General features: G+C 64.0%; 16 protein-coding genes, 1 tRNA gene, 1 pseudogene and 1 CRISPR repeat array. Of the genes and pseudogenes, 13 read left to right on the top strand and 5 right to left on the bottom strand.

All coding sequences use genetic code 11. The features are described from left to right. Nucleotides 1-50: 50 nt before the first annotated feature. The 11 genes from EV674_RS06960 (at nt 51) to EV674_RS06910 (ending at nt 13,862) form a co-directional block, all read left to right on the top strand. Entirely contained in the window at nt 51-653 is a 603-nt protein-coding gene (locus EV674_RS06960) for a GNAT family N-acetyltransferase (RefSeq protein ID WP_119013858.1), read from the top strand. Between the two features lie 18 nt (nt 654-671). Further along, the gene (locus tag EV674_RS06955; protein WP_119013859.1) at nt 672-1,859 is read left to right on the top strand and encodes a vWA domain-containing protein; all 1,188 of its coding nucleotides are present in this window, start codon (nt 672-674) and stop codon (nt 1,857-1,859) included. 4 nt (nt 1,860-1,863) lie between these two features. Next, nucleotides 1,864-3,768, top strand: coding sequence for an autotransporter assembly complex protein TamA (locus EV674_RS06950; RefSeq protein WP_119013860.1), 1,905 nt, complete (start codon nt 1,864-1,866; stop codon nt 3,766-3,768). A gap of 3 nt (nt 3,769-3,771) precedes the next feature. Beyond that, nucleotides 3,772-8,001, top strand: a complete 4,230-nt coding sequence (locus tag EV674_RS06945; protein ID WP_119013861.1) for a translocation/assembly module TamB domain-containing protein — start codon at nt 3,772-3,774, stop codon at nt 7,999-8,001. Nucleotides 8,002-8,105: 104 nt separating this feature from the next. Continuing rightward, nucleotides 8,106-8,180: transfer RNA gene (locus EV674_RS06940), tRNA-Arg, on the top strand. A gap of 136 nt (nt 8,181-8,316) precedes the next feature. Then, entirely contained in the window at nt 8,317-10,053 is a 1,737-nt protein-coding gene (gene pilB, locus EV674_RS06935) for a type IV-A pilus assembly ATPase PilB (protein WP_119013862.1), read from the top strand. 24 nt (nt 10,054-10,077) lie between these two features. Further along, nucleotides 10,078-11,295: a type II secretion system F family protein gene (locus EV674_RS06930; RefSeq protein WP_119013863.1), complete on the top strand. Its 1,218-nt coding sequence runs from the start codon at nt 10,078-10,080 to the stop codon at nt 11,293-11,295. Further along, nucleotides 11,295-12,170, top strand: a complete 876-nt coding sequence (locus EV674_RS06925) for a prepilin peptidase (protein WP_119013864.1) — start codon at nt 11,295-11,297, stop codon at nt 12,168-12,170. Before EV674_RS06930 ends, EV674_RS06925 begins: the two co-directional genes overlap by 1 nt. Beyond that, nucleotides 12,167-12,787 carry a dephospho-CoA kinase gene (gene coaE, locus EV674_RS06920; RefSeq protein WP_119013865.1) on the top strand — a complete coding sequence of 207 codons (621 nt, stop codon included), beginning with the start codon at nt 12,167-12,169 and terminating at the stop codon, nt 12,785-12,787. The genes EV674_RS06925 and coaE overlap by 4 nt, the downstream gene beginning before the upstream one ends. 77 nt (nt 12,788-12,864) lie before the next feature. Then, nucleotides 12,865-13,620: a cell division protein ZapD gene (gene zapD / locus EV674_RS06915; protein WP_119013878.1), complete on the top strand. Its 756-nt coding sequence runs from the start codon at nt 12,865-12,867 to the stop codon at nt 13,618-13,620. Between the two features lie 11 nt (nt 13,621-13,631). Continuing rightward, nucleotides 13,632-13,862 (top strand): DNA gyrase inhibitor YacG, encoded by a 231-nt coding sequence (locus EV674_RS06910; RefSeq protein WP_119013879.1) that lies wholly within the window; start codon nt 13,632-13,634, stop codon nt 13,860-13,862. 46 nt (nt 13,863-13,908) lie between these two features. On the opposite strand, the gene EV674_RS06905 is transcribed toward EV674_RS06910, so the two are convergent. The 4 genes from EV674_RS06905 to secA all read right to left on the bottom strand — a co-directional run bounded on the left by EV674_RS06905 (nt 13,909) and on the right by secA (nt 19,480). Then, nucleotides 13,909-14,376 carry an NUDIX domain-containing protein gene (locus EV674_RS06905; RefSeq protein WP_119013866.1) on the bottom strand — a complete coding sequence of 156 codons (468 nt, stop codon included), beginning with the start codon at nt 14,374-14,376 and terminating at the stop codon, nt 13,909-13,911. A gap of 43 nt (nt 14,377-14,419) precedes the next feature. After that, the gene (locus EV674_RS06900) at nt 14,420-15,355 is read right to left on the bottom strand and encodes an ATP-binding protein (protein WP_119013867.1); all 936 of its coding nucleotides are present in this window, start codon (nt 15,353-15,355) and stop codon (nt 14,420-14,422) included. Nucleotides 15,356-15,399: 44 nt separating this feature from the next. Beyond that, nucleotides 15,400-16,629 (bottom strand): bifunctional glutamate N-acetyltransferase/amino-acid acetyltransferase ArgJ, encoded by a 1,230-nt coding sequence (argJ, locus tag EV674_RS06895; protein WP_119013868.1) that lies wholly within the window; start codon nt 16,627-16,629, stop codon nt 15,400-15,402. A gap of 91 nt (nt 16,630-16,720) precedes the next feature. Further along, nucleotides 16,721-19,480: a preprotein translocase subunit SecA gene (gene secA / locus EV674_RS06890; protein WP_119013869.1), complete on the bottom strand. Its 2,760-nt coding sequence runs from the start codon at nt 19,478-19,480 to the stop codon at nt 16,721-16,723. 289 nt (nt 19,481-19,769) lie between these two features. On the opposite strand from secA, the gene EV674_RS06885 reads away from it, so the two are divergent. Further along, nucleotides 19,770-20,069: a hypothetical protein gene (locus tag EV674_RS06885; RefSeq protein WP_119013880.1), complete on the top strand. Its 300-nt coding sequence runs from the start codon at nt 19,770-19,772 to the stop codon at nt 20,067-20,069. Between the two features lie 203 nt (nt 20,070-20,272). Continuing rightward, nucleotides 20,273-20,506, top strand: a complete 234-nt coding sequence (locus EV674_RS06880) for a hypothetical protein (RefSeq protein WP_119013870.1) — start codon at nt 20,273-20,275, stop codon at nt 20,504-20,506. Between the two features lie 1,394 nt (nt 20,507-21,900). Beyond that, nucleotides 21,901-22,529: a CRISPR direct-repeat array (repeat unit 28 nt; unit sequence GTTCACTGCCGAATAGGCAGCTCAGAAA). Between the two features lie 464 nt (nt 22,530-22,993). On the opposite strand, the pseudogene EV674_RS17725 reads toward EV674_RS06880, so the two are convergent. Then, a pseudogene (locus EV674_RS17725) lies at nt 22,994-23,327 on the bottom strand (single-stranded DNA-binding protein); the annotation flags it as partial.

Genomic DNA, 23,327 nt, shown 5'->3' with positions numbered 1-23,327 from the left:
CGCCCCACCGCACTGGGCCACGCCCAGGGCCTGCGCCAGGAGTAACCCACATGGCCTTTGTGCAACCCGTCACCTTGCGCAGCAACGGCCTGCGCCTTGAACCACTGGCCCTGGCCCATGAAGACGGCCTGGCCGCCGCCGCTGCCGATGGCCAGCTGTGGCGCCTGCGCGTGACCTCGGTGCCCGAGCCGCAAGAGACGCGCGCGTACATCGAGACGGCGCTGCAAATGCGCGAACAGGGCAACCGCTTTGCGTTTGCCGTGATCGACGAGGCCACGGGCCGCGTGCTGGGCAGCACCAGCTTTCACGACATCATTCCCGCCGTGCGCCGGGTGGAGATTGGCTACACCTGGTACGCGCGCAGCGTGCAGCGCAGCCACGTCAACACCACCTGCAAGCTGCTGATGCTGGGCCACGCCTTTGACCAGCTGGGCTGCCACGTCGTGGGCTGGCGCACCGATAACTTCAACTTTGCCAGCCAGCGCGCCATCGAGCGCCTGGGGGCCAAGAAGGACGGCGTGATCCGTGGCCACGCCCTGCGCCGCGACGGCACCATCCGCGACACCGTGATGTACAGCCTGCGCGCGGGCGAGTGGCCCGAGTCGCGCGCACATTTGCTCTCAAAATTGGAGCTGCACGCGCAGGCTGCATAAGCCCTGGAGGCCAAAAACATGTTGATTGATTTTTTCTACACCCTGCGCGCCGCCAAACTGCCGGTGTCGGTCAAAGAGCTGCTCACGCTGCTGGAGGCTTTGCAGGCGGGCATCGTGGGCCCGCACTCGGAAGATGCCTGGAGCATTGACGACTTCTACCATCTGGCGCGCCTGACGCTGGTCAAGGACGAGAAGCACTACGACAAGTTCGACCGCGCTTTTGCCGCCTACTTCAAGGGCGTGGAGCTGGTGGCCGATTTCCGCCAGGAAGTGCCCGCCGACTGGCTGCGCAAGGTGCTGGAGCGCGAGCTCACGCCCGAGCAAAAAGCGGCCATCGAAAAAATGGACTGGGACGAGCTGATGGAGACGCTCAAGAAGCGCCTCGAAGAGCAAAAAGAGCGCCACGAGGGCGGTAACAAATGGATTGGCACCGGCGGCACCAGCCCATTTGGCCACGGCGGCTACAACCCGCAGGGCATCCGCATTGGCGGCGCGGGCAAGAACAAAAGTGCCGTCAAGGTGTGGGAGCAGCGCGCCTACCGCGACTACGACGACAGCCAGGAGCTGGGCACGCGCAACATCAAGGTGGCGCTGCGCCGCCTGCGCAAGTTTGCCCGCGAAGGCCACGAGCTGGAGCTGGATTTGCCCGACACCATCCGCAGCACCGCCGCCAACGCGGGCTGGCTGGACATCAAGATGATTCCGGAGCGGCACAACAACGTCAAATTGCTGCTGCTGATGGACGTGGGCGGCACCATGGATGAGCACATCCAGCGGGTGGAGGAATTGTTCAGCGCCGTCAAGACCGAGTTCAAGCACCTGGAGTTTTACTACTTCCACAACTGCGTGTACGACTTTGTCTGGAAGAACAACCGGCGCCGCTTTGCCGAAAAGTTTGCCACCTGGGACATCCTGCGCAAGTACAACAAGGACTACAAGCTGATTTTTGTGGGCGACGCCACCATGAGCCCCTACGAAATCCTGCAACCCGGTGGCAGCGTGGAATACAACAACGAAGAGGCCGGCGCCGAGTGGCTGCAACGCCTGACGCACACCTACCCCAAGTTCGCCTGGATCAACCCCGAGCCGCAGGGCGTGTGGCAATACCGCCAGAGCATCAGCATCATTCAGCAGCTGATGAGCGACCGCATGTACCCCCTCACCTTGAAGGGCCTGGAAGAGGCCATGCGCATGTTGTCAAAATAACTGCATGCCCTGTCTTTTGCACACCGCAGCGCCGGCCCGTGGGTCGGCGTTGTTGCTTATCAGCCTGCTGGCACTCCTGGCGCTGCCCGGTTGTGGTCTGCTGCCTGCGACGCCCGCCAACAACGCGCAGGCGGGCTCCGAGGAAGGCGCCAGCGCCACATCGGACACGCAAGCCGCTTTCACTCTGGAGGTGCGCGCGCCCCAGGACATCGCCGACTACCTGGCGCGCCACCTGGAATTGCAGCGCTTTCAATCCCTGCCAGGGCTGACGGCCAACGAGCTGTCACGCCTGCTGGGCGCTGCCGACGCGAACGCCCGCGAGCTGCTGGCCACGCTGGGCTACTTCAGTCCCACACTGACCGTGGAAATGACCGAGACGCCGGGCAGCAGCCATGCCCCGCGCGCCATCGCTGTCACCGTGGAGCCGGGGCCGCAAACGCAGATTCGCCAGGCGCACATCACGTTCAGCGGGCCGGTGGCCGAGACCACCCAAGGCGCCGACACCGACCAGCAGGCCGACCAGGTGCGCCGCGCCTGGTCACTGCCGCCGGGCCAGCCCTTCAGCCAGTCGGCCTGGGATGGCGCCAAGGCGCAGGGCCTGCGCACGCTGCAAAGCCAGCGCTACCCCGCTGCACAGATCGCGTACAGCCGCGCCGAGGTGGATGCCGACACACACCTGGCCGACCTGTCGGTCACGTACGACTCTGGCCCGGCCTACCGCTTTGGCCCCTTGCGCGTGCAGGGCAGCCAGCGCTACGACAGCGACGGCGCCCGCCGCCTGGCCCGCCTGCCCACCGGCGCCGACTACAGCGAAGCCCAGCTGCTGGACGCCCAGCAGCGCCTGGCCAGCAGCGGCTATTACGACGCGGTGTTCCTCACGCTCGACACCGAGGCCAGCGACCCGCAAGCCGCTGCGGTGCTGGCGCAGGTGCGCGAGGCACCGCTGCAAAAGTGGGTGTTCGGCCTGGGCCTGTCCACCGACAGCGGCGTGCGTTGGGGCACCGACCACATCCACAACCGCCTGCCCCTGGTCGGCTGGCGCGCCGTGAGCAAACTGGCGCTGGACCGCAAGACCAAGCTCATCAGCACCGAATGGACGGATTTGCCCGACGACGGCGGCTGGCGCTGGTTTGGCGGCGCACAGGCGCAGCGTGAAACCACCGGCAGCTACCAGGTCAACAGCGCCCGCCTACGCGCCGGGCGTGGCCAAAGCACCGAGCGCATCGACCGCAACTACTACCTGCAATACGACTACGCCAACTCGCAGGGCCTGCAAGCGCCCCCGTCGAGCACTGCCCTGAGCATGAACTACAGCTGGACGGGCCGCTACTTTGACCACCCCAATGCCCCCAGCACGGGCCACGGCCTGGCCTGGGAGCTGGGCGCAGGCACCACGCTGCGACCGCAGCGCGACCCGTTTGTGCGCGCCATGGTGCGCTGGCTGGGTTTTGTGCCGCTGGGCAAGGTGGCGCTGGATGGCGGCCTGCCGCGTGGCAGCCGCCTGGCACTGCGCGCCGAAGGCGGCGTGGTGCTGGCCCGCGATGCAGCCCAGGTACCTGTGACCCAGCTTTTCCTGACCGGCGGCGACACCACGGTGCGCGGCTACGCCTACCGCGAGATTGGCGCCCGCACCGATAACAACCTGCTCTACGGTGGCCGCTACCTGGCCGTAGCCAGCGCTGAATGGCAACGCCCCATCGCCTTGCGCGGCAACTTCACCGACTGGGAGAGCACCCTGTTCACCGACGTGGGCGCCGTCAGCGACCAACTGGGTGCCCTGCACCCGCGCGTGGGCGTGGGCGCAGGCCTGCGCTGGCGCAGCCCGGTGGGGCCGCTACAGGCAGACCTGGCCTACGGCGTGCAGGCCAAACGCCTGCGCCTGCACCTGCGCCTGGGCTTTACCTTCTGAGCCATGGCCCAGCGCACCCCCATCCCCCCCGACGCAGGCGCCGACACCTTTGCCGCCGCCGCTGGCACCCCGGCGGCGCCCAATCCGTTTGCGGCCGCAGCAGCGCAGGCCAGCAGCGCCAGCCCCCCCCCGCCCACGTGGCTGCGCCGGTTGCGGCACGCTGGTGCGGCAGCCTTGCTGGGGGTAGTGGGGCTGGTGCTGTTGTTGTGTTCCCTGGGCGCATTCGGCTGGTGGTGGGCAGGCCAGCACAGCTCTCTGGCCACCACGTTGGCCCAGGCCGCGCGCTGGTTGCCCGCCGGGCAAAGTTTGCAAAGCAGCGGCGTGAGCGGCTCCCTGCGCAGCGGCGGCCAGCTGGACTGGCTGCGCTGGAGCAGCCCCGGCCTGACGGTAGAAGTGCGCGATGCCCGCATCGGCTGGAACCTGGCAGCGCTGTGGCAACGCACTGTGGCGCTGGGTCTGGTGCAAGTGGCCAGCGTGCGCATCACCCCCACACCGCAACCCGATGCGCCGCCCACAAAGCCTCCCGCGCAATGGGTGCTGCCAGTGCGCGTGGACTTGCCCTTCGAGATCGCGCACATCGAATGGGCTGGCCCCGCGCCGGTGCAGGTACATGCCCTGAGCGGCCACTACCGCCATGACCTGGCCCAGCACCAGTTGGACATCCACCGTATGGAACTGGCCCAAGGCCAGTACCGCGCCCAGGCCACACTGCAAGCACAAGCGCCCATGACCCTGCAAGCCACCGCCAATGGCCAGGTGCGGGCTACCACGCCCGGCCCGGGGGGGCAGGCACTGCACCTGTCGGCCCAGGCCACGCTGCACGGCACCCTGGCCACGGCAGCAGCACAGTTGCAACTGCAAGCACAGATAAGCCGCGCACCGGAGGCCGACGCTGCGGTACACACCGATACCAACGCCATGCAGGCCGACATCAGCGCCACGCTCCAACCCTGGGCGGCGCAACCGCTGCAACAGGCCAGCGCCGACCTGCGGGCACTCAATCTGGCAGCGCTGTGGCCGCAGGCCCCGGCCACCGCTTTGCACGGCAGCGTGCAAGCAGGGCCACAGGCCAGCGGCTGGCAGCTAAGCGCCCAGTTGCGCAACGACCTGCCTGGCCCCTGGGACGCACAGCGCCTGCCCCTGAGCGCGCTGGACGCCCGTGCCGACTTTGATGGCACCCAGTGGCGCATCCCCCAGGCCACATTGCAGGTAGGCACGGGCCAGATCGTGCTGCAAGGCAGCTACACCCCCGCCAATGGTGCTGTGCAGGCCAGCGCCCAGGTGCAACAACTGGCACCTGCTGCGCTGCACCGCCAGTTGGATGCCGCAGCCCTGAATGGCCATCTCAGTGCCCAAAGCCACGGCACCGCCGTGCGCTTTGCGGCCCAGTTGCAGGCCGCGCGCAGCACCGGTCGACCTGCCAGCGGCAAGGCCGTGCCGCTGCGCATTGGGCAAGTGCAAGTGCAAGGTCAGTGGGATGCACCCCGGCTCAGTTTGCAACGCCTGGAGATAGATGCCTTGCAGGCCCAATTGCGCGGCCAGGCCATCGAGGCCACGCTGGGCAGCGCCCCCGGCGGGCGCGGCACACTGTCGCTGACCGTGCCCGGTGCCAGCGTGCAAGCCAGCGGCCAACTGGCCGAACGCAGCGGTGGCGGCAGCTTGCAAGTGAACGTGGCAGCGGCAGAGCAGGTGCTAGCCTGGTTGCAGCGCCTGCCCGGCCTGTCTGCCGTGCTGCAAGGCAGCGCACTGCAAGGCCAGACCCGGCTGGAGGCCCGCTGGCAGGGGGGCTGGCAGAGCCTGCAACGGCAATGGCAGGCGGCCACCTCAGGCATTGCACCCACGACCGACACCGCCAACACCGCCCCGCTGCAGCCCTTTACCGTGCAAGCCACGCTGGAGGCACCACAGCTGGCCCTGATCCTGCCACCTGCTGCACCCGGCACTACAGGTGCAGCCAGTGATCGCACAGACGCCGCCACCCACGTGCAATTGCATGGCGTGCGCGCCGTGCTGGCAGGCAATCTGGCCCAAGCCACGCTCAACGTGAACGGCCAAGCCCATGTGGACGATCAGCGCGCCACGCTGCAAACGCAGATCAGCGCCAGCCTGGGCACCACCAGCGCCCAAGCCACCCAATGGCGCGCCAGCATCAACGCCTTGCAATTGCAGCTACACCCCGCGCAACAGTCTGGCCCCTGGGCGCTGCAACTGGCCCAGCCGCTGGCGCTCACGCTGCGGCAAACGCGCAATGGCCAGCCCGGTGGCAAAGCGCGCCACAGTCTGGAAACCGCCGCAGGCCAGGCCCAGATCACTGCCCCCGTACCCGGCACCACCGTGCTGCGCTGGCAGCCGCTGCGGCTGGAGGTGCCCGCCCAAGGCGCGCTGCAACTGCAAACACGCGGCGAATTCACCGGCCTGCCCTTGGCATGGGCCGACGCCCTGCCCCCCGCAGGCAAGGCCACACTGGCCGAACGCGGACTGGCTGGCGACCTGGTTCTGGAAGGCCGCTGGGACGTGGCTGCCACCGACACCCTGCGCGCCAGTGCCAGCGTGCAACGCAGCAGCGGCGATCTGCACGTGCTCACGGGCGAAGCCGCCAGCGTCACCACCGTACGCAGCAGCGGCGCCCAGCCACTGGCGCGCGCCAGCAGCAACGCACCCGGCACCGCTGCGGGCGTGCGCCAGGCCACGCTGCAACTGAGCGCCGAAGGCGAACAACTGCGTGCCCGCCTGCTGTGGGACAGCGAACGCGCTGGCCATATCGAGGCCGATGCCAGCACCCGCCTGGCGCGTGAGAACGGGGCCTGGGTGTGGCCCACGCAGGCGCCGCTGGCCGCGCGCATCCGCGCCCGCCTGCCCGATCTGGGCGTGTGGTCGGTGCTGGCGCCGCCGGGCTGGCGCATCGGCGGCACGCTGGATGCCGATGCCATGCTCTCGGGCGATCGCAGCGCACCGCGCTGGCAGGGCACGCTGGGCGCCGACCAACTGGCGCTGCGCTCGCTCCTTGATGGGGTGGACTTGCAAGGTGGCCGCCTGCGCGCTGCGTTGCGCGGCGATCGCCTGGACATCACCGAGTTCGTATTGCACGGCGGCCAGGGCAGTCGTGCCCGCATCGCCGGCTACAGCGGCAACCGCACGAGCGCACCGCAAGATGGCGGTAGCCTGCACGGCAGCGGCAGCATCACCTGGGGCAGCGCCAGCACAGGTGCAGCGCAAGAGCTGGGCACAGGCTCCGGCATCGCCATGGATTTGCGCGCCGAGGCCCGTGCGCTGCAAGTGCTGGTGCGCGCCGACCGCCAAGTCAGCCTCTCGGGTAACGTGCGCGCCAGCCTGCGCCAGGGCCAGGTCACCCTGCGCGGCCAGCTCACCACCGACCGCGCCACCATCTTGCTGCCCGAAGCGTCAGCGCCCCGGCTGGGCAGCGACGTGGTGGTGCGCTCCGCCGCCATCGACCAGGCCAAGGCTGAGCAAGCCCGGCGTGCCAGCCAGACCGCCGCCCGCGCGCAAACGGCCAAGCCGCCCGACATCGCCCTCACCGTGAACCTGGGCCAGGACTTTGCCCTGCAAGGCCACGGCATCACCACGCGCCTGACTGGCGAGCTGGACATCCGCAGCGGCGCCGTGGCCGGGGCACCGCCACGCGTCACCGGCGAGATCACCACCGTGCAAGGCCGCTACCGCGCCTGGGGCCAGATGCTGGACGTGGAAACCGGCCTGCTGCGCTTCAACGGCCCTTATGACAACCCCGCGCTCGACATCCTGGCGCTGCGCCCCAACATCAGCGTGCGCGCGGGCGTGCAAGTCAGCGGCACGGCGCAGGCGCCGCGCGTGCGGCTCTACTCCAGCCCCGATCTGCCCGATGCCGAAAAGCTCTCCTGGGTGGTGCTAGGGCGCGACGCCGCCAGCGGCGGCGCCGAGTCGGCCCTGCTGCAACAGGCCGCCTTGGGCCTGCTCGGGCGCGGTGGCCACAGCCCCACCGCTGGGGTCGCCAGCCGCCTGGGGCTGGATGAAATCGGCTTCAAAGGCCCCGGCGCGGGCCAGGATGCCAGCGGCGCGGCGCTCACCTTCGGCAAGCGCTTATCGCAAGACCTGTACGTGACCTACGAGCGCAGCCTCTCGGGCGCGCTGGGCACGCTCTACATTTTCTACGACCTCTCGCGCCGCCTGACCCTGCGCGGCCAGACCGGCGCCAAAAGCGCGCTGGACATCGTCTACACCGTGCGCCACGACTGAAACGCTGTAACTTTCTGAATCAAATTGGCCTGTAACGCCCGCCAGATGGGCGCAAGCAGCTATCAATAAAGAAGCAAAAGAACACGTACAATCGCCGCCTTAGCCTCCTCGTAGTTCAATGGATAGAACGAGTGCCTCCTAAGCGCTAGATACAGGTTCGATTCCTGTCGAGGGGACCATCGGTTGATGGCCCTGCACAGCAGACCTGGCCCATGCCAACAGGCGCCCAAGCCCAGGATAGCCCCCGCTGATTGGCAGACCGGGGCGCATGGGCGGTGATACGATGGCCCATTGATTTTTATCCCTTCCGGTTACATGGCCGCTGTTGACACCCCCACCAAAGACTCAGCAACAGTCGCGCTCCCAGGTTTGGGCAGGGCGCTCATTTCTGCTGGCAAGCTGACAGAAAAGTCGGCTGAAGAGATTTACCGCAAATCATTGGCCAGCCGCTCGCGTTTCATCAACGAGCTGATTGGCTCGGGGGCGGTGTCTGCGGCGGATCTGGCGCACACGGTATCGTCCATTTTTGGTGCCCCGCTGCTCGATCTGAACGCCATCGACCCGCAACGCCTGCCACGCGAACTGCTCGACGCCAAAATCTGCACCGCCTACCGCGTCGTGGTGCTGAGCAAGCGCAACAACCGCCTGATCGTGGCCTCGGCCGACCCCACCGACCAGGAAGCCGCCGAAAAAATCAAGTTCAGCACCCAGATGGGCGTGGACTGGGTCATTGCCGAATACGACAAGCTCAGCGCCATGGTGGAGGCCAACGGCAAAAGCGCCAGCGAAACCCTGGACGCTATTACTGGCGGCGGCGATTTCGAGTTCGATGATGTCCCGGTCGAAGAAGCCGCCGAGACCCAGGACACGGGCGCCAACGAGGTTGAAGATGCGCCCATCGTCAAGTTTTTGCACAAGATGCTGCTGGACGCGTTCAACATGCGCGCCTCGGACTTGCACTTCGAGCCCTACGAACACCATTACCGCGTGCGCTTTCGCATCGACGGCGAACTGCGCGAGATTGCCTCGCCACCCATTGCCATCAAGGACAAGCTGGCTTCGCGCATCAAGGTGATCTCGCGGCTGGACATCTCCGAAAAGCGCGTGCCCCAGGACGGGCGCATGAAGCTCAAGGTGGGCCCCAACCGGGTCATTGACTTTCGTGTCAGCACCCTGCCCACGCTGTTTGGCGAAAAAATCGTGATCCGTATCCTTGACCCCAGCAGCGCCAAAATGGGCATTGAAGCGCTGGGTTACGACCCCGAGGAAAAAGAGCGCCTGCTGCACGCCATTGGCCGCCCCTACGGCATGATTTTGGTGACAGGGCCTACCGGATCGGGCAAAACGGTGTCGCTGTACTCGTGTCTGAACCTGCTCAACAAGCCGGGGGTGAACATCGCCACCGCCGAAGACCCCTCGGAAATCAACCTCCCCGGCGTCAACCAGGTTAACGTCAATGAAAAAGCCGGGCTGACCTTTGCGGCAGCGCTCAAGTCCTTCCTGCGCCAGGACCCGGACATCATCATGGTGGGTGAAATTCGCGACCTGGAAACCGCCGACATCTCCATCAAGGCAGCGCAAACTGGCCACTTGGTGCTCTCGACGCTGCACACCAACGACGCACCGACCACGCTGACGCGCATGCGCAACATGGGCATTGCACCGTTCAACATTGCCTCCAGCGTGATCCTGATCACAGCCCAGCGCTTGGCCCGGCGCCTGTGTCCGCAGTGCAAAGCACCTGCCGACATTCCCCACGAAGCCCTGCTCGAAGCCGGTTTTACCGATGAGGAACTCGATGGCAGCTGGGCGCCCTACCGGCCCGTGGGCTGCTCGGCCTGCAACAACGGCTACAAGGGGCGCGTCGGTATCTACCAGGTCATGCCCATTTCAGAGGAGATCCAGCGGATCATCCTGCGTGATGGCAGTGCCCTCGAAATTGCCGAACAAGCCAAACGCGAAGGGGTCAGATCACTGCGCGAATCGGGTTTGCACAAGGTGCGCCAGGGCATGACGTCCCTGGAAGAAGTGCTGGCCGTCACCAACCTATAAAAACCATACCAACGAGGAAGTGCCATGGCGACCGCTGCATCACAGGGCATCAAGGACTACGTCTTTGAATGGGAGGGCAAAGACCGCAACGGCAAAATCGTGCGTGGCGAAACCCGTGCCTCTGGCGAAAACCAGGTGCAGGCCATGTTACGCCGCCAGGGGGTTTTTCCGACCAAAATCAAAAAGCGCAACATGCGCTCGGGCAAAAAGATCAAGCCCAAAGACATTGCCCTGTTCACCCGCCAGATGGCCACCATGATGAAGGCCGGTGTGCCACTTTTGCAGGCGTTTGACATCGTGGGCCGGGGCAACACCAACCCCAGCGTGGGCAAGCTGCTCAACGACATCCGCGCCGATGTGGAAACGGGCACCTCGCTGAACGCAGCGTTTCGCAAGTACCCGCTGTACTTCGACAGCCTGTACTGCAACCTGGTCGAAGCCGGCGAGGCGGCCGGTATTCTGGAAGCCCTGCTCGACCGGCTGGCCATGTACATGGAAAAGACCGAGGCCATCAAGGGCAAGATCAAATCGGCCCTGATGTACCCCATTTCCGTGGTCATCGTGGCCTTTGTGGTGGTGACGGTGATCATGATTTTCGTGATCCCGGCCTTCAAGGAGGTTTTTACCTCGTTCGGCGCCGACCTACCCGCACCCACCTTGCTGGTCATGGGCATCAGTGAAATCTTTGTGCAGTGGTGGTGGCTGATTTTTGGTGTGCTCGGCGGCGGCTTCTACTTTTTCATGCAGGCATGGCGCCGCAGCGAAAAAGTACAGATGTTCATGGACAGGCTGATGCTGAAAATACCGATCTTCGGCATCCTGATCGAGAAATCGGCAGTGGCGCGCTGGACGCGCACGCTCTCGACCATGTTTGCTGCGGGCGTGCCGCTGGTGGAGGCACTGGACTCAGTGGGTGGTGCAGCAGGCAACTCGGTGTATGCCATGGCCACCGACAAAATCCAGCAAGAGGTGTCCACCGGCACCAGCCTGACGGCGGCCATGACCAATGCCAATATCTTCCCCTCCATGGTGTTGCAGATGTGCGCCATCGGGGAAGAATCGGGCTCCATTGACCACATGCTGGGCAAGGCAGCCGATTTTTACGAAGAAGAAGTCGATGAGATGGTGGCCGGGCTGTCCAGCCTGATGGAGCCCATCATCATCGTGTTTCTGGGCGGTTTGATCGGCGGCATCGTGGTGTCGATGTACCTGCCCATCTTCAAGCTGGGACAGGTGGTCTGATGGGCATGGAACTGTGGTTGGATGCCGCCCTGTTGGGTGTGCTGGGTCTGCTGGTGGGCAGCTTTTTGAACGTGGTCATCTACCGCCTGCCCAAAATGCTGGAGCGGCAGTGGGCCGCCGAGTGCGCTGAATATGCCGCCACCCTGCCCGGTGCCACGGGCGTGGCGGCGCCCCCGCAGGGTGTCTTCAACCTCTCGCAGCCGCGCTCGCGCTGCCAGTCTTGCGGGCACCAGGTGCGCTGGTACGAAAACATTCCGGTGCTGAGTTACGTGTTCTTGCGTGGGCGCTGTTCGGCCTGCCAGGCACCCATCAGCCTGCGCTACCCGCTGGTGGAGCTGATCACCGCAGGCTTGTTTTTCTTTTGCATTCACCGCTGGGGCCTGACGCCCACCGGCTTGGCCTGGTGCGGCTTTTGTGCTGCGCTGGTGGTGCTGGCTTTCATCGACTGGGACACCACGCTGCTGCCCGATGACATCACCCTGCCCCTGCTCTGGGCCGGGCTGCTGGCGTCAACGCTGCAATGGACGGATGTGGCGCTGCCCCAGGCCGTGGTGGGTGCTGCCAGTGGCTACCTGTCGCTGTGGCTGGTGTACTGGGGTTTCAAGCTCGCCACTGGCAAGGAAGGCATGGGCTACGGCGACTTCAAACTGTTTGCCGCTCTGGGCGCCTGGTTTGGCTGGCAGGCCCTGGTTCCGCTGATTTTGCTGGCCTCCGTGGTGGGCGCGGTCGTAGGCATCGCCATGAAGCTCTCCAGCAGCCTGCGCGAAGGTGGCTATGTGCCGTTTGGCCCATTTCTGGTCGGTGCCGGACTGATCGCTCTCATCTGGGGGCCGCAGACGGTACTGCACACCATTCTGGGCGCGCTGGGCCTGTGAGTGCAGGCATTCACCACGCCACCCGCCTGGGACTGACCGGCGGCATTGGCAGCGGCAAAAGCACCGTGGCGCGCATGCTGGTGGAGCTGGGTGCTGCGCTGGTCGATGCCGACCAGATTGCCCGCGAACTCACCGGTGCTGGCGGTGCAGCCATGGCAGACATTGCCCGCACCTTTGGCGCCGATTTTCTCGATGCCACTGGCGCCCTGGATCGCCCCCGCATGCGCGAGCACGCTTTTGCGCACCCGGCAGCGCGCCAGCAGCTCGAAGCCATCGTGCATCCGCTGGTCGGGCGCGTCTCTGAAGAGCGCGTGCAAGCGGCACTGGCCGCAGGCCACCGGCTGGTGGTGCAGGATATTCCGCTGCTGATCGAATCCGGGCACTGGCCGCGCCAACTCAGCGCCGTACTGGTGGTGGATTGCCGTGAGTCCACGCAAATCAGCCGCGTGGTGGCGCGCAGCGCACTCACGCCAGCCGCCGTGCAAGCCATCATGGCATCGCAGGCCAGCCGCCAGCAGCGCCGTGCGGGTGCCGACATCGTGCTCTACAACGATGGTCTGAGCCTGCCCGCACTACAGGCGCAAGTGCGCCTGGTGGCCCAGCGGTTCGGGCTATGATGAAATTCGCCTTTTCTGCAGTCGTCCAGCACCACAAGCCCACGGCGTCCGCTCTCTCCCATCAGGAACCCGGCAGCGTGATCCTTTACGAATACCCCTTCAACGAACGCATTCGCACTTACCTGCGACTGGAGCAGTTGTTCCGCCGACTGGGCGAACTCATTCCCCGCTCGCACCCGCTGGACCACCACTTTGCCCTGACCACGATCTTTGAGATCATGGATGTGGCCGCGCGCGCCGACCTCAAAACCGACGTGCTCAAAGACATTGAGCGGCAAAAGCACCAGCTCGACAGCTACCGGGGCAACCCGTCGATTTCCGAGGCCGTGCTCGATGGTGTGGTGGCGCAGCTTGACCGCTGCTTCGCGGCCATCAATGCCCAGTCGGGCAAAGCGGGCCAGGCGCTGACCGAGAACGACTGGCTCATGAGCATCCGCAGCCGCATCGGCATTCCCGGTGGCACCTGCGGCTTTGATTTGCCGGGCTATTTTGCTTGGCAGCACAACGCACCCGCAGTGCGCCAGCAGGCCCTGGAAGGCTGGGCCAGCACACTGGCGCCGCTGGCCGAATCCATTTATGTGCTGCTCAAGCTGCTGCGCGACTCGGGCATACCGCAAAAGGTGGCGGCAGAGCATGGCCATTTCCAGCAGAACCTGCCCCAAGGGCGCACGTTCCAGCTGTTGCGCCTGGCCATTGACCCGTCACTGGGCCTGATTCCGGAAATCAGCGGCAACCGCTTGCTGGTGTCGGTGCGCCTCATGCGCCTGCAAGAGGACGGGCATCTGCTGGCCTGCCAGGATGACGCCACGTTTGAACTGACCCTGTGTGCCTGAAGATGCCGCCCATGAGCACCACCCCACCCCCCGCAAGCCCTGATAGCCCTGCCGCCCGGCAGGTGCCCTGCCCTACCTGCGGCGGGCCCAGTCTGTACAGCCCGCAAAACCCTTGGCGACCTTTTTGCAGCGAGCGCTGCAAGCAGATCGACCTGGGTGCCTGGGCCAGCGAAGACTTTGCCGTGCCCACCGAGGCACCACCAGACGATGCGCCTTATGGCGATCCGCGCCTGCAAAATTAAGTATCAAAAACGCTGCTAACGCCCATCCCGTGGGCGCTAGCAGCTCTCATTCCAGGAGCGATTCAGGGTCAAAAGTCTGGCCGCGCTCCTCGGCCAGCCATTGCAGCACCGGGTAGGCACCGGGCAGCACCGGGCGCACTTGCAGCGGCAACTGCTGCCAGGCCATGATTTGGCCTTCGCGCATCTCGAACTCGCCACTCCATTCGGTGACTTTGCACCAGTGCAGACGCACCAGTGCGTGCGGGTAGTCGTGCTCGGTGACTTTCCAGACCTGGGCGGGGCCGATGGTCACGCCCAGTTCTTCGATCAGTTCACGGCGCAGGGCCTGCTCCACGGTTTCACCCGTTTCGATCTTGCCGCCGGGAAACTCCCAGTAGCCTTCATACGCCTTGCCCGGCGGGCGGGTGGACAACAGCATGGCGCCATCGGCGCGCAGCAGCACGCCCACAGCGACTTCTGTATGGGTGCGTGCAGGGGCAGCGCTGGCAGTGGTAACAGAGGTGGCATCGCTCATGGCAAAGCTCCAAAAAATGGCGCCCTGGCGGCGCCAGGGGCCATCACAGGGTGCTGGTTTCGTCGCTCAGTCCAGCCACGTCGGCAATCTGCGCCGGGCTGGCATGGGCAGGCTCGGTGCGCCCGGCGTAGTCACGGGCAAACTGGTAGGCCACGCGGCCACTGCGCGAGCCACGCTCCAGCGCCCAGACCAGCGCCTCGGGCCGTGCCGCCGCGATGGCTGCGGCATCCACGCCCAGCGCCGACAGCCACTGCGCCACGATGGCCAGGTATTCCTCCTGGCTGAAAGGGTAAAAGCTCACCCACAGGCCAAAGCGCTCGGAGAGGGAGATTTTTTCTTCTACGCCCTCACCCGGATGCACTTCGCCATCGGGCGTGTGCTGGTAGCTGAGGTTCTCTGACATGTATTCGGGCAGCAGGTGGCGCCGGTTGCTGGTGGCGTAGACCAGCACGTTGGGCGTGGCCGCAGCCACCGAGCCGTCCAGAATGGATTTGAGCGCCTTGTAGCCGGGCTCGCCATCGTCAAAGCTCAGGTCATCGCAAAAGACGATGAATTTCTCGGGCCGCCCGGCCACCACGTCCACGATGTCGGGCAAATCGACCAGATCGGCCTTGTCCACTTCAATCAGCCGCAGGCCCTGGGGCGCAAAAGCGTTCAGGCAGGCTTTGATGAGGGAGGATTTGCCGGTGCCGCGCGCGCCGGTCAGCAGCACGTTGTTGGCGCTGCGCCCGGCCACAAACTGCGCGGTGTTGCGCTGGATTTTTTCTTTTTGCGCGTCGATCTCTTTCAGGTCGTGCAGCGCCATGCTACCCACGTGGCGCACCGGCTCCAGCGTGCCATGGCCGCTGCTGCGCTTGCGGTAGCGCCAGGCAATGGCAGCGGCCCAGTCGGGCGCCGACAGCGGCTGCGGTAGCACCGATTCAATGCGCGTGATGAGCTGCTCGGCCCGCAGCAGTAAATGTTCAAAATTTTGATTCATTTTGCCCTCAAAGGCTTGCTATACAAGCGCAAGCAGCTATTAAATCAGGAGCGATAATCGGCGTTGATGGTGACGTAGTCGTGGCTGAAGTCGCACGTCCAGACGGTGTCTTGCGCATCCCCCCGGCCCAGCAGCACGCGCACGGTGATTTCGCTTTGCTTCATCACGCGCTGGCCGTCCTCTTCACGGTAAGCGGGGTTGCGCCCGCCTTGCACGGCCACATGCACGTCGTCCAGGTACAGGTCGATGCCGGTCTGGTCCAGGTCGGTGATACCGGCGTAACCCACGGCGGCCAGAATGCGGCCCAGGTTCGGGTCGCTGGCGTAAAAAGCGGTTTTGACCAGCGGCGAGTGGGCGATGGCGTAGGCCACCTGACGGCATTCTTCGCTGGTCTTGCCGCCTTCGACACGCACGGTGATGAATTTGGTGGCGCCTTCGCCATCGCGCACGATGGCCTGGGCGAGCTTTTGTGCCACGCCCAGCAGCGCGGCCTTGAGCGCGCGGCCATCGTCGCTGTCGAGCGCGGTGATGGGCGCGTTGCCCGCCCGGTGCGTGGCCATGAGCACAAAGGAATCGTTGGTGGAGGTATCACCGTCGATAGTCACGCGGTTGAAAGAGCCCTCGGCCAGCTCGCGCACCAAGCCTTGCAGCAACTCGGGGGCAATGGCCGCGTCGGTGGCCAAAAAGCCCAGCATGGTCGCCATGTTCGGGCGGATCATGCCAGCGCCTTTGCTGATGCCGGTGATGTTGACCACGGCGCCACCGATGCGCACCTGGGCGCTGAAAGCCTTGGGCAGGGTGTCGGTGGTCATGATGCCCTCGGCGGCACGGCCCCAGTGGGCCGTCTGGGCGTCGGCGATGGCGGCAGGCAGGCCAGCTGCAATGCGCTCCACCGGCAGCGGCTCCATGATGACGCCGGTAGAAAACGGCAGGATTTGCACGGCTGCCACGCCCAGTTGCGCAGCCAACGCCTCGCAGGTGGCACGCGCACGCGCCAGGCCATCGGCACCCGTGCCCGCATTGGCGTTGCCAGTGTTGATCACCATGGCACGCACGCCCTGGCCCGCAGCCAGGTGCTCGCGGCTGACCTGCACTGGCGCAGCGCAAAAGCGGTTCTGCGTGAACACGCCAGCCACGCTGGTGCCTTCATCCAGCAAAAACACGGTCAGGTCTTTGCGGTTGGCCTTGCGCACACCGGCTTCGGTGACGCCAATGCGCACACCGGCCACCGGCAGCAGTTCAGAGGCCACAGGGGCAGACAGATTCACGGGCATAAAAGGCTTCCTGAATAAATCGAAAAGAAGAAGGGCAATGCAAACACGGGCCGAAGCCCGTGCGATTGTGCAGTGGTTTCGCGACTGGTTTTCAGGCCAGCTTGCCGTGGCACTGCTTGTATTTTTGACCACTACCGCAGGGGCAAGGGTCGTTGCGGCCCACGCGGCCACCGGCAGCCACCTTTTGCTGCACGCTCAGGGTGCGCTCGTCCACCGTGACCTCGACATCGCCGGTTTCGGTGGGCGCGCTGTAGGTCACGTTGGCAATGCTCTCGGCGCGCTGCTCCATGTCCTCAGCGGCCTGGCCCAGCTGCGTGGGCGACTGCACCTGCACGGTCATCAGCGTTTTGGTGACTTCGTTTTTCACCATGTCGATGAGCTGGCGGAACAGCTCGAAAGCCTCGCGCTTGTACTCCTGCTTGGGCTGCTTCTGCGCATAACCGCGCAGGTGGATACCCTGGCGCAGGTAGTCCAGCGCACTCAGGTGATCGCGCCAGTTGGAGTCGAAGCTTTGCAGCAATACCACACGCTCGAACTGCGTGAAGTTCTCCTCGCCCACCAGCTCCACCTTGGCCTGGAAGGCAGCGTGGGCGGCGGTAAGGACTTTCTCCAGCACCTCGTCATCGGTGATGGACTGGGCGCCTTCCACTTCGGCGCGCAGTGCCAGGGGCAGCTGCCATTCTTCGGCCAGGGCTTTCTCCAGGGCAGGCAGGTTCCACTGCTCCTCCACCGACTCGACGGGCACATGCTGGCGTACCAGGTCGGTAAAGCAATCCTCGCGCATGGCATGGATCACGTCGTGTAGGGCTTGTGCATCGAGGATTTCGTTGCGCTGCTGGTAGATCACCTTGCGCTGGTCGTTGGCCACATCGTCGTATTCGAGCAGTTGCTTGCGGATATCGAAGTTGCGCGCTTCCACTTTGCGCTGCGCCGATTCAATGCTGCGCGTAACAATGCCGGCCTCAATGGCCTCGCCTTCGGGCATCTTCAGGCGATCCATGATGGCGCGCACCCGGTCGCCCGCAAAAATGCGCATCAGCGAGTCGTCCAGGCTGAGGTAAAAGCGCGACGAGCCCGGGTCGCCCTGGCGGCCCGAGCGGCCCCGCAACTGGTTGTCAATGCGGCGCGACTCATGGCGCTCAGTGGCAATGATGCGCAGGCCACCCAGGGCTTTGATCTTTTCATTTTCCTGCGCCCAGGCCGCGCGCAAAGCCTCAATGCGGGCCTGGCGGGTAGCGTCATCCAGGGACTCGTCGGCCTCGATCTGGGCAATGTCTTTTTCGATATTGCCGCCCAGCACAATGTCAGTACCACGACCGGCCATATTGGTGGCAATGGTGATCATGCCGGTGCGCCCGGCCTGCGCAACGATGTCGGCTTCGCGGGCATGCTGCTTGGCATTGAGCACCTGGTGGGGCAGGCCTGCTTGGTTGAGCAACTGGTCGATGATTTCGGAGTTCTCGATCGACGTGGTGCCCACCAGCACCGGCTGACCGCGTTCATGGCACTCGCGGATATCCTGGATGGCCGCGTCGTATTTTTCTTTGGTGGTTTTGTAGATGCGGTCGAGCTGGTCGTCGCGCTTACTGGGGCGGTTGGGCGGAATGACCACGGTTTCGAGGCCGTAAATTTCCTGGAACTCGTAGGCTTCGGTATCGGCGGTGCCAGTCATGCCCGAGAGTTTGCCGTACAGGCGGAAATAGTTCTGGAAGGTGATGGACGCCAGCGTCTGGTTTTCAGCCTGGATTTGCACGCCTTCTTTGGCCTCGACGGCCTGGTGCAAACCTTCGCTCCAGCGGCGGCCCGACATCAAGCGCCCCGTGAACTCATCGACGATGACGATCTCGCCGTTTTGCACCACGTAGTGCTGGTCGCGGTGATAGAGGTGGTTGGCCCGCAGTGCTGCATACAGGTGGTGCATCAGCGTGATGTTGGCGGGGTCGTAGAGGGAGGCGCCCTCGGCAATCAAGCCTTGGGCCGCCAGCACGCGCTCAGCGGTTTCGTGGCCTTGCTCGGTCAGGAAAATCTGGTGCGTTTTCTCGTCCAGCGTGAAGTCCCCGGGCTTGGTTACGCCCTCGCCGGTGCGCGGATCGGCCTCGCCTTCCTGGCGCACCAGCAAGGGCACCACCTTGTGCATCGCGATGTACATGGCGGTGTGGTCTTCGGCCTGGCCACTGATGATCAATGGGGTACGGGCTTCGTCGATCAGGATGGAGTCCACCTCATCGACGATGGCGTAATTGAGCTGGCCTTGCACGCGATCACGGGCCTCATAGACCATGTTGTCGCGCAGGTAGTCAAAGCCGTACTCGTTGTTGGTGCCGTAGGTGATGTCAGCGGCGTAAGCGGCCTGTTTTTCTTCGCGCGGCATGTTGGGCAAATTGATGCCCACCGTCAGACCCAGAAAGTTGTAAAGCCGCCCCATCCATTTGGCATCACGACTGGCCAAATAATCGTTCACCGTGACCACATGTACCCCTTTGCCGGAAAGTGCGTTGAGGTACACGGGCAGCGTGGCCGTCAGGGTTTTGCCCTCACCGGTGCGCATTTCGGCAATTTTCCCGTAGTGCAGGGCCATGCCACCGAGCAATTGCACATCAAAATGCCGCATTTTCATGATGCGCTTGGAGCCTTCGCGCACTACGCAAAATGCCTCAGGCAAAAGGGCATCGAGAGTTTCACCCTTGGCTACGCGCTCTTTGAATTCTTGCGTCTTGGCACGCAGCGCCTGATCATCCAGCTTTTCAAATTCGGGTTCCATCGCATTGATGCGCGCCACCGTCTTGCGGTATTGCTTGAGAAGCCGATCATTGCGGCTGCCGAAAAGTTTGGTAAGGAAGTTGGTGGCCATGCGAGCAGAAACACGCTACCAGCGCAAAACTGGCAGAGTGTCCGAAATCCCTGTGAAGAAATGAATTCAGATGGAACCAGCAGACCCCTTGCCGTCATGGCAACAGATGCCCCACTGACCCCGGACGCCGAATTTTACCCGCCCACATGGTGACCACTTGGTCGGATATGGATGGACGCCGTAGTGGGGCCGCTACCATCGATATCCATGGACACCACCGTCGCACAACACCTGCACGGACTTGCTCGATAATCCAACACACTTCATGGATTGCACCAGCACCGCGCCAATGCACCGCCGCCACTACGCCGTATCACTACAGCAAGCCTCCGAAGAGTCGCCCATGCTCGCCAAACTGGCGGCGCTGACCCGTGACTCCAGCGACCGTTTGCGCTGCGTGGCACCGCTGATTCCTGCACCGCTGCGTGCCAGCGTACAAGCTGGCCCGATCGACGGACAAACATGGTGCATTTTGGTGAAAAGCAACGCTGCTGCAGCCAAAATGCGGCAACTAATACCTGCACTGCAATCCCACTTGCGCAGCAAAGGCTGGGACGTCACATCCATTCGCCTGAAAGTGCAGGCCTGATGCTTGCAGATTGAAAAAGCCCGCCAACTGCAAACAGTTGACGGGCTTTCATTGAGGGGTTGTCGGAATCGAATTTCCCTCTGTAGAAGTTCTGTTTTTGCGAAAAGTACCAACAAAAATACCAACAAAAAGAAAAGTGACCCCCTTGTCAGTGCGGCGCAACATCTTTTGATCGCGCTGGCGCTGGTCGTGGTGGTCGGGCAGTGGCACCAGGTCAGCAGCTCGGCAGCGTTGCGCAGCAGTGCATTGCCGACACCAGCGCCAGCAGTAGGCGCACGGTGCTGGCGCTGGCCGTGGTGGTGGGCGCCATGCCACGCGGTTTGGCCATGACCTCGCCGGTCGCTACCCCACCAGCTCAAACTACCCAGATTCCGGGTATTTGCCTGGGGTGCAGCTTTTGCACCGCACCAGCGCGCAGCACGTTGGAGATTGGCTGAATTTTCAGCCGGTGTGGCGCTGGCCCAAGAACTCAGGTCAGCAGATGGCCTCAGTTCTGAAGGCATCTCGCCAAAGGGGGTGACATTTCGTGACCCCCTTTTGCTACCGGCTCATTTCCGGTTGCAAGGCACACGGCCAATAGTCGGCTGATTGCGCATGGGCGATGGGTCAGACTTGAAATCCAGCCCCTTGCCATCGAGGGCTGAAAATTCAGCCGTGGTGCCAGCATTTGCCAGCAGCACGGTGAATGGGCAGTGGTCGGTATCGATGGCTCAGTTTTGAGCTGTCGTCCGATACCGGCTCAGTTTTGAGCCGGTATTGCTGCACACACTGGGTGCATAGCCAGCCCCTACACTTCCCCCTGCGCCGTTGCCAAGGCGAGCTGTGTCACCCTTGGCGAAAGCTGGCAGTGTCCATAGTCGTGCCAGCGGCGGCGCATCTACTGCGGTGCGGTCAACACCTTCAATCGGCGCTAACCACGGCGCTAACCTGCCAGCGCTAACCTGCCAGCGCTAACCTGCGCCAGCGCCCCCGATTCCGTGCGTACCAGCTTGCGTACCACCCCTGTGCGTACCGCCCAAGATGTAAAGTTTTGACAAGTTCACACGCCGCTTTCCGTGTGTACCAGACCGCGCACCGCATCCTTGCGCACTGTCCCGAAGGTAAGGTTTTGACAGGTTCCCGTGGAAACCCGCTTGGAAACCTGCGGCTGGAAACACCTGCGGAAAAGTGCGCTTTCGCTGTTAAGCAGGCTGTTAAGTGCTCTCCAGAAAAGTGCGCTTTCGTTGGTAACCGGCCTGGTAACCATGCGCTGGTAACCATCCAGCAAATGCCTGATTCCTTGGATACCAGCGTGGATACCGCTCCCCCGCGCGTGACCGCCTCGGAAAATTCCCGTGCGCGTACTGCGTTGGATTCCTTGCCGTAACCTTGCCGTCCGTGCGCGTGACCGCCTCCGAAAATTCCAGGGCGCAAACCTTAGTGTTCACGCCCGCAGCATCACCCCAACATCACCCTCGCCCTTTCCTCGCCCCTGTCGCCAACGGCCTGCGGGAACTGGACTCCCGCCACTGACGGAAGTTAAGCCGCGCGCCGAAAGCAAAAACCCGGCGCAGGGGCCGGGCTGGTGGTGGGGTGTGCCTCGTGGCTCAAAACTGAGCCTGCGCCTACTTCCCCGCACCAAAGTCCAGAACCACCCCGGCCAACAGCTTGGACAGCGCCAGCGTTTCCCGTGGCGTCAGGGTGGTCACGCTGGTGGCGCGGTTTGGTGCGATGTTTTCGGCAGAATTTGCACCCTTCTCGAATTCGTCGCTCTGGCGCAAAGAAAAAGGGTAAGCCGCGCAACCATGCGCTTTCTCGTTGCGCGACAATCAATTGCCCGTTTCTGGTTCTAGTTCACTGCCGAATAGGCAGCTCAGAAAATTCTCAAGAAGCGCCCGCAGGTCGCCGCCATGTTCACTGCCGAATAGGCAGCTCAGAAAATGCGGGTGTCGATTGGGCTGTGCGTCACTTCGTTCACTGCCGAATAGGCAGCTCAGAAAGTGAACCGCTATCCCCGCAAAAGGATAGACGGGTTCACTGCCGAATAGGCAGCTCAGAAAAACACCAAACTGTCGCGCTTGCCAAACAGGTAGTTCACTGCCGAATAGGCAGCTCAGAAATTTGCCGGTTGGTGGAAGTCCAAGCTGTCGTGCGTTCACTGCCGAATAGGCAGCTCAGAAAAAAAAGCTAGGCTCAACGTCCAAGCAGGCGATGTTCACTGCCGAATAGGCAGCTCAGAAAATTGTGGCTCCTGTTTCTGGGATGCTTGCTACGTTCACTGCCGAATAGGCAGCTCAGAAAAGACAGATAGCCTTGCGCTATCGCAGGCGTTCGTTCACTGCCGAATAGGCAGCTCAGAAATTGACGAGCGGTTTGCCTTGCAAGACGCCACGGTTCACTGCCGAATAGGCAGCTCAGAAAATGCGGGTGTCGATTGGCGAATGCGTCACTTCGTTCACTGCCGAATAGGCAGCTCATAAAGGAGCGCCCCCACGGGCGCCGCTCTGTTGGTGGCCCCTGCAACCGGGGGTTGCAGTGCGGCGCAGGCGCTGGCCACGATCTCGGGCAGCCGGAAGAACGCGCGCATCTTGGCGTTGTCGCGCGTGATGCCTGCGCGGCTGCTGATGGCCTTGACCGTGCCCAAGGGGATGTTCAGGGCCTGGGCCACGGCGCGGGCCGATTGCGTGCGGCGCAGCGCCAGCACCTGGGCGCGCAGCGGCGGTGTGGTGGTGGTCATGCTGGGCACCTCACCAGTCCAGCGGTGCGCCGTCATCGAGGCCGCTTCGATCTCGCGGCGCCATCGCCCGCCACGCTTCATCCCTGGGCCTGCCATGCGCTGGCGCTGGCGCTGGCGCTGGTGCTGGTGCTGGTGCTGGTGCTGGTGCTGGTGCTGGTGCTGGTGCTGGTGCTGGTGCTGGGGCTGGTGCTGGGGCTGGTGCTGGTGCTGGGGCTGTCGCGTTTTGTCGCACGGTGTCGCGTTTGCGGCTCACAGCGTAGGCCGTCAGCACCTGGTGCGCCACCAGGTCGAGGCCGGGCCGGGCGTTGCCTTCCTTGTCCGTCCACACCTTGGGCGTGAGGCTGCCCGACAAGGCAACGCTGTCGCCGTCTCCCAGCGCCAGCAGTGCGGTGCAGGGCGCGGCATCGAAGGCAATCACGTTCACGAACAGGCTTTCACCGTCGCCACCAGCGGCGCGCACCTTGGCCAGGGCGAACGGTTTGCCGCTCTTGCTGGTGCGCTCGGTGGGCTGGCCGTACAGCTTGCCGGATATGAGGGCGTCA

The sequence above is a fragment of the Simplicispira metamorpha genome, from assembly GCF_004341365.1.
GTDB lineage: Bacteria > Pseudomonadota > Gammaproteobacteria > Burkholderiales > Burkholderiaceae_C > Simplicispira > Simplicispira metamorpha.
Note: the sequence above shows the minus strand (reverse complement) of the source record. Positions and strands in the feature narration are given on the sequence as shown.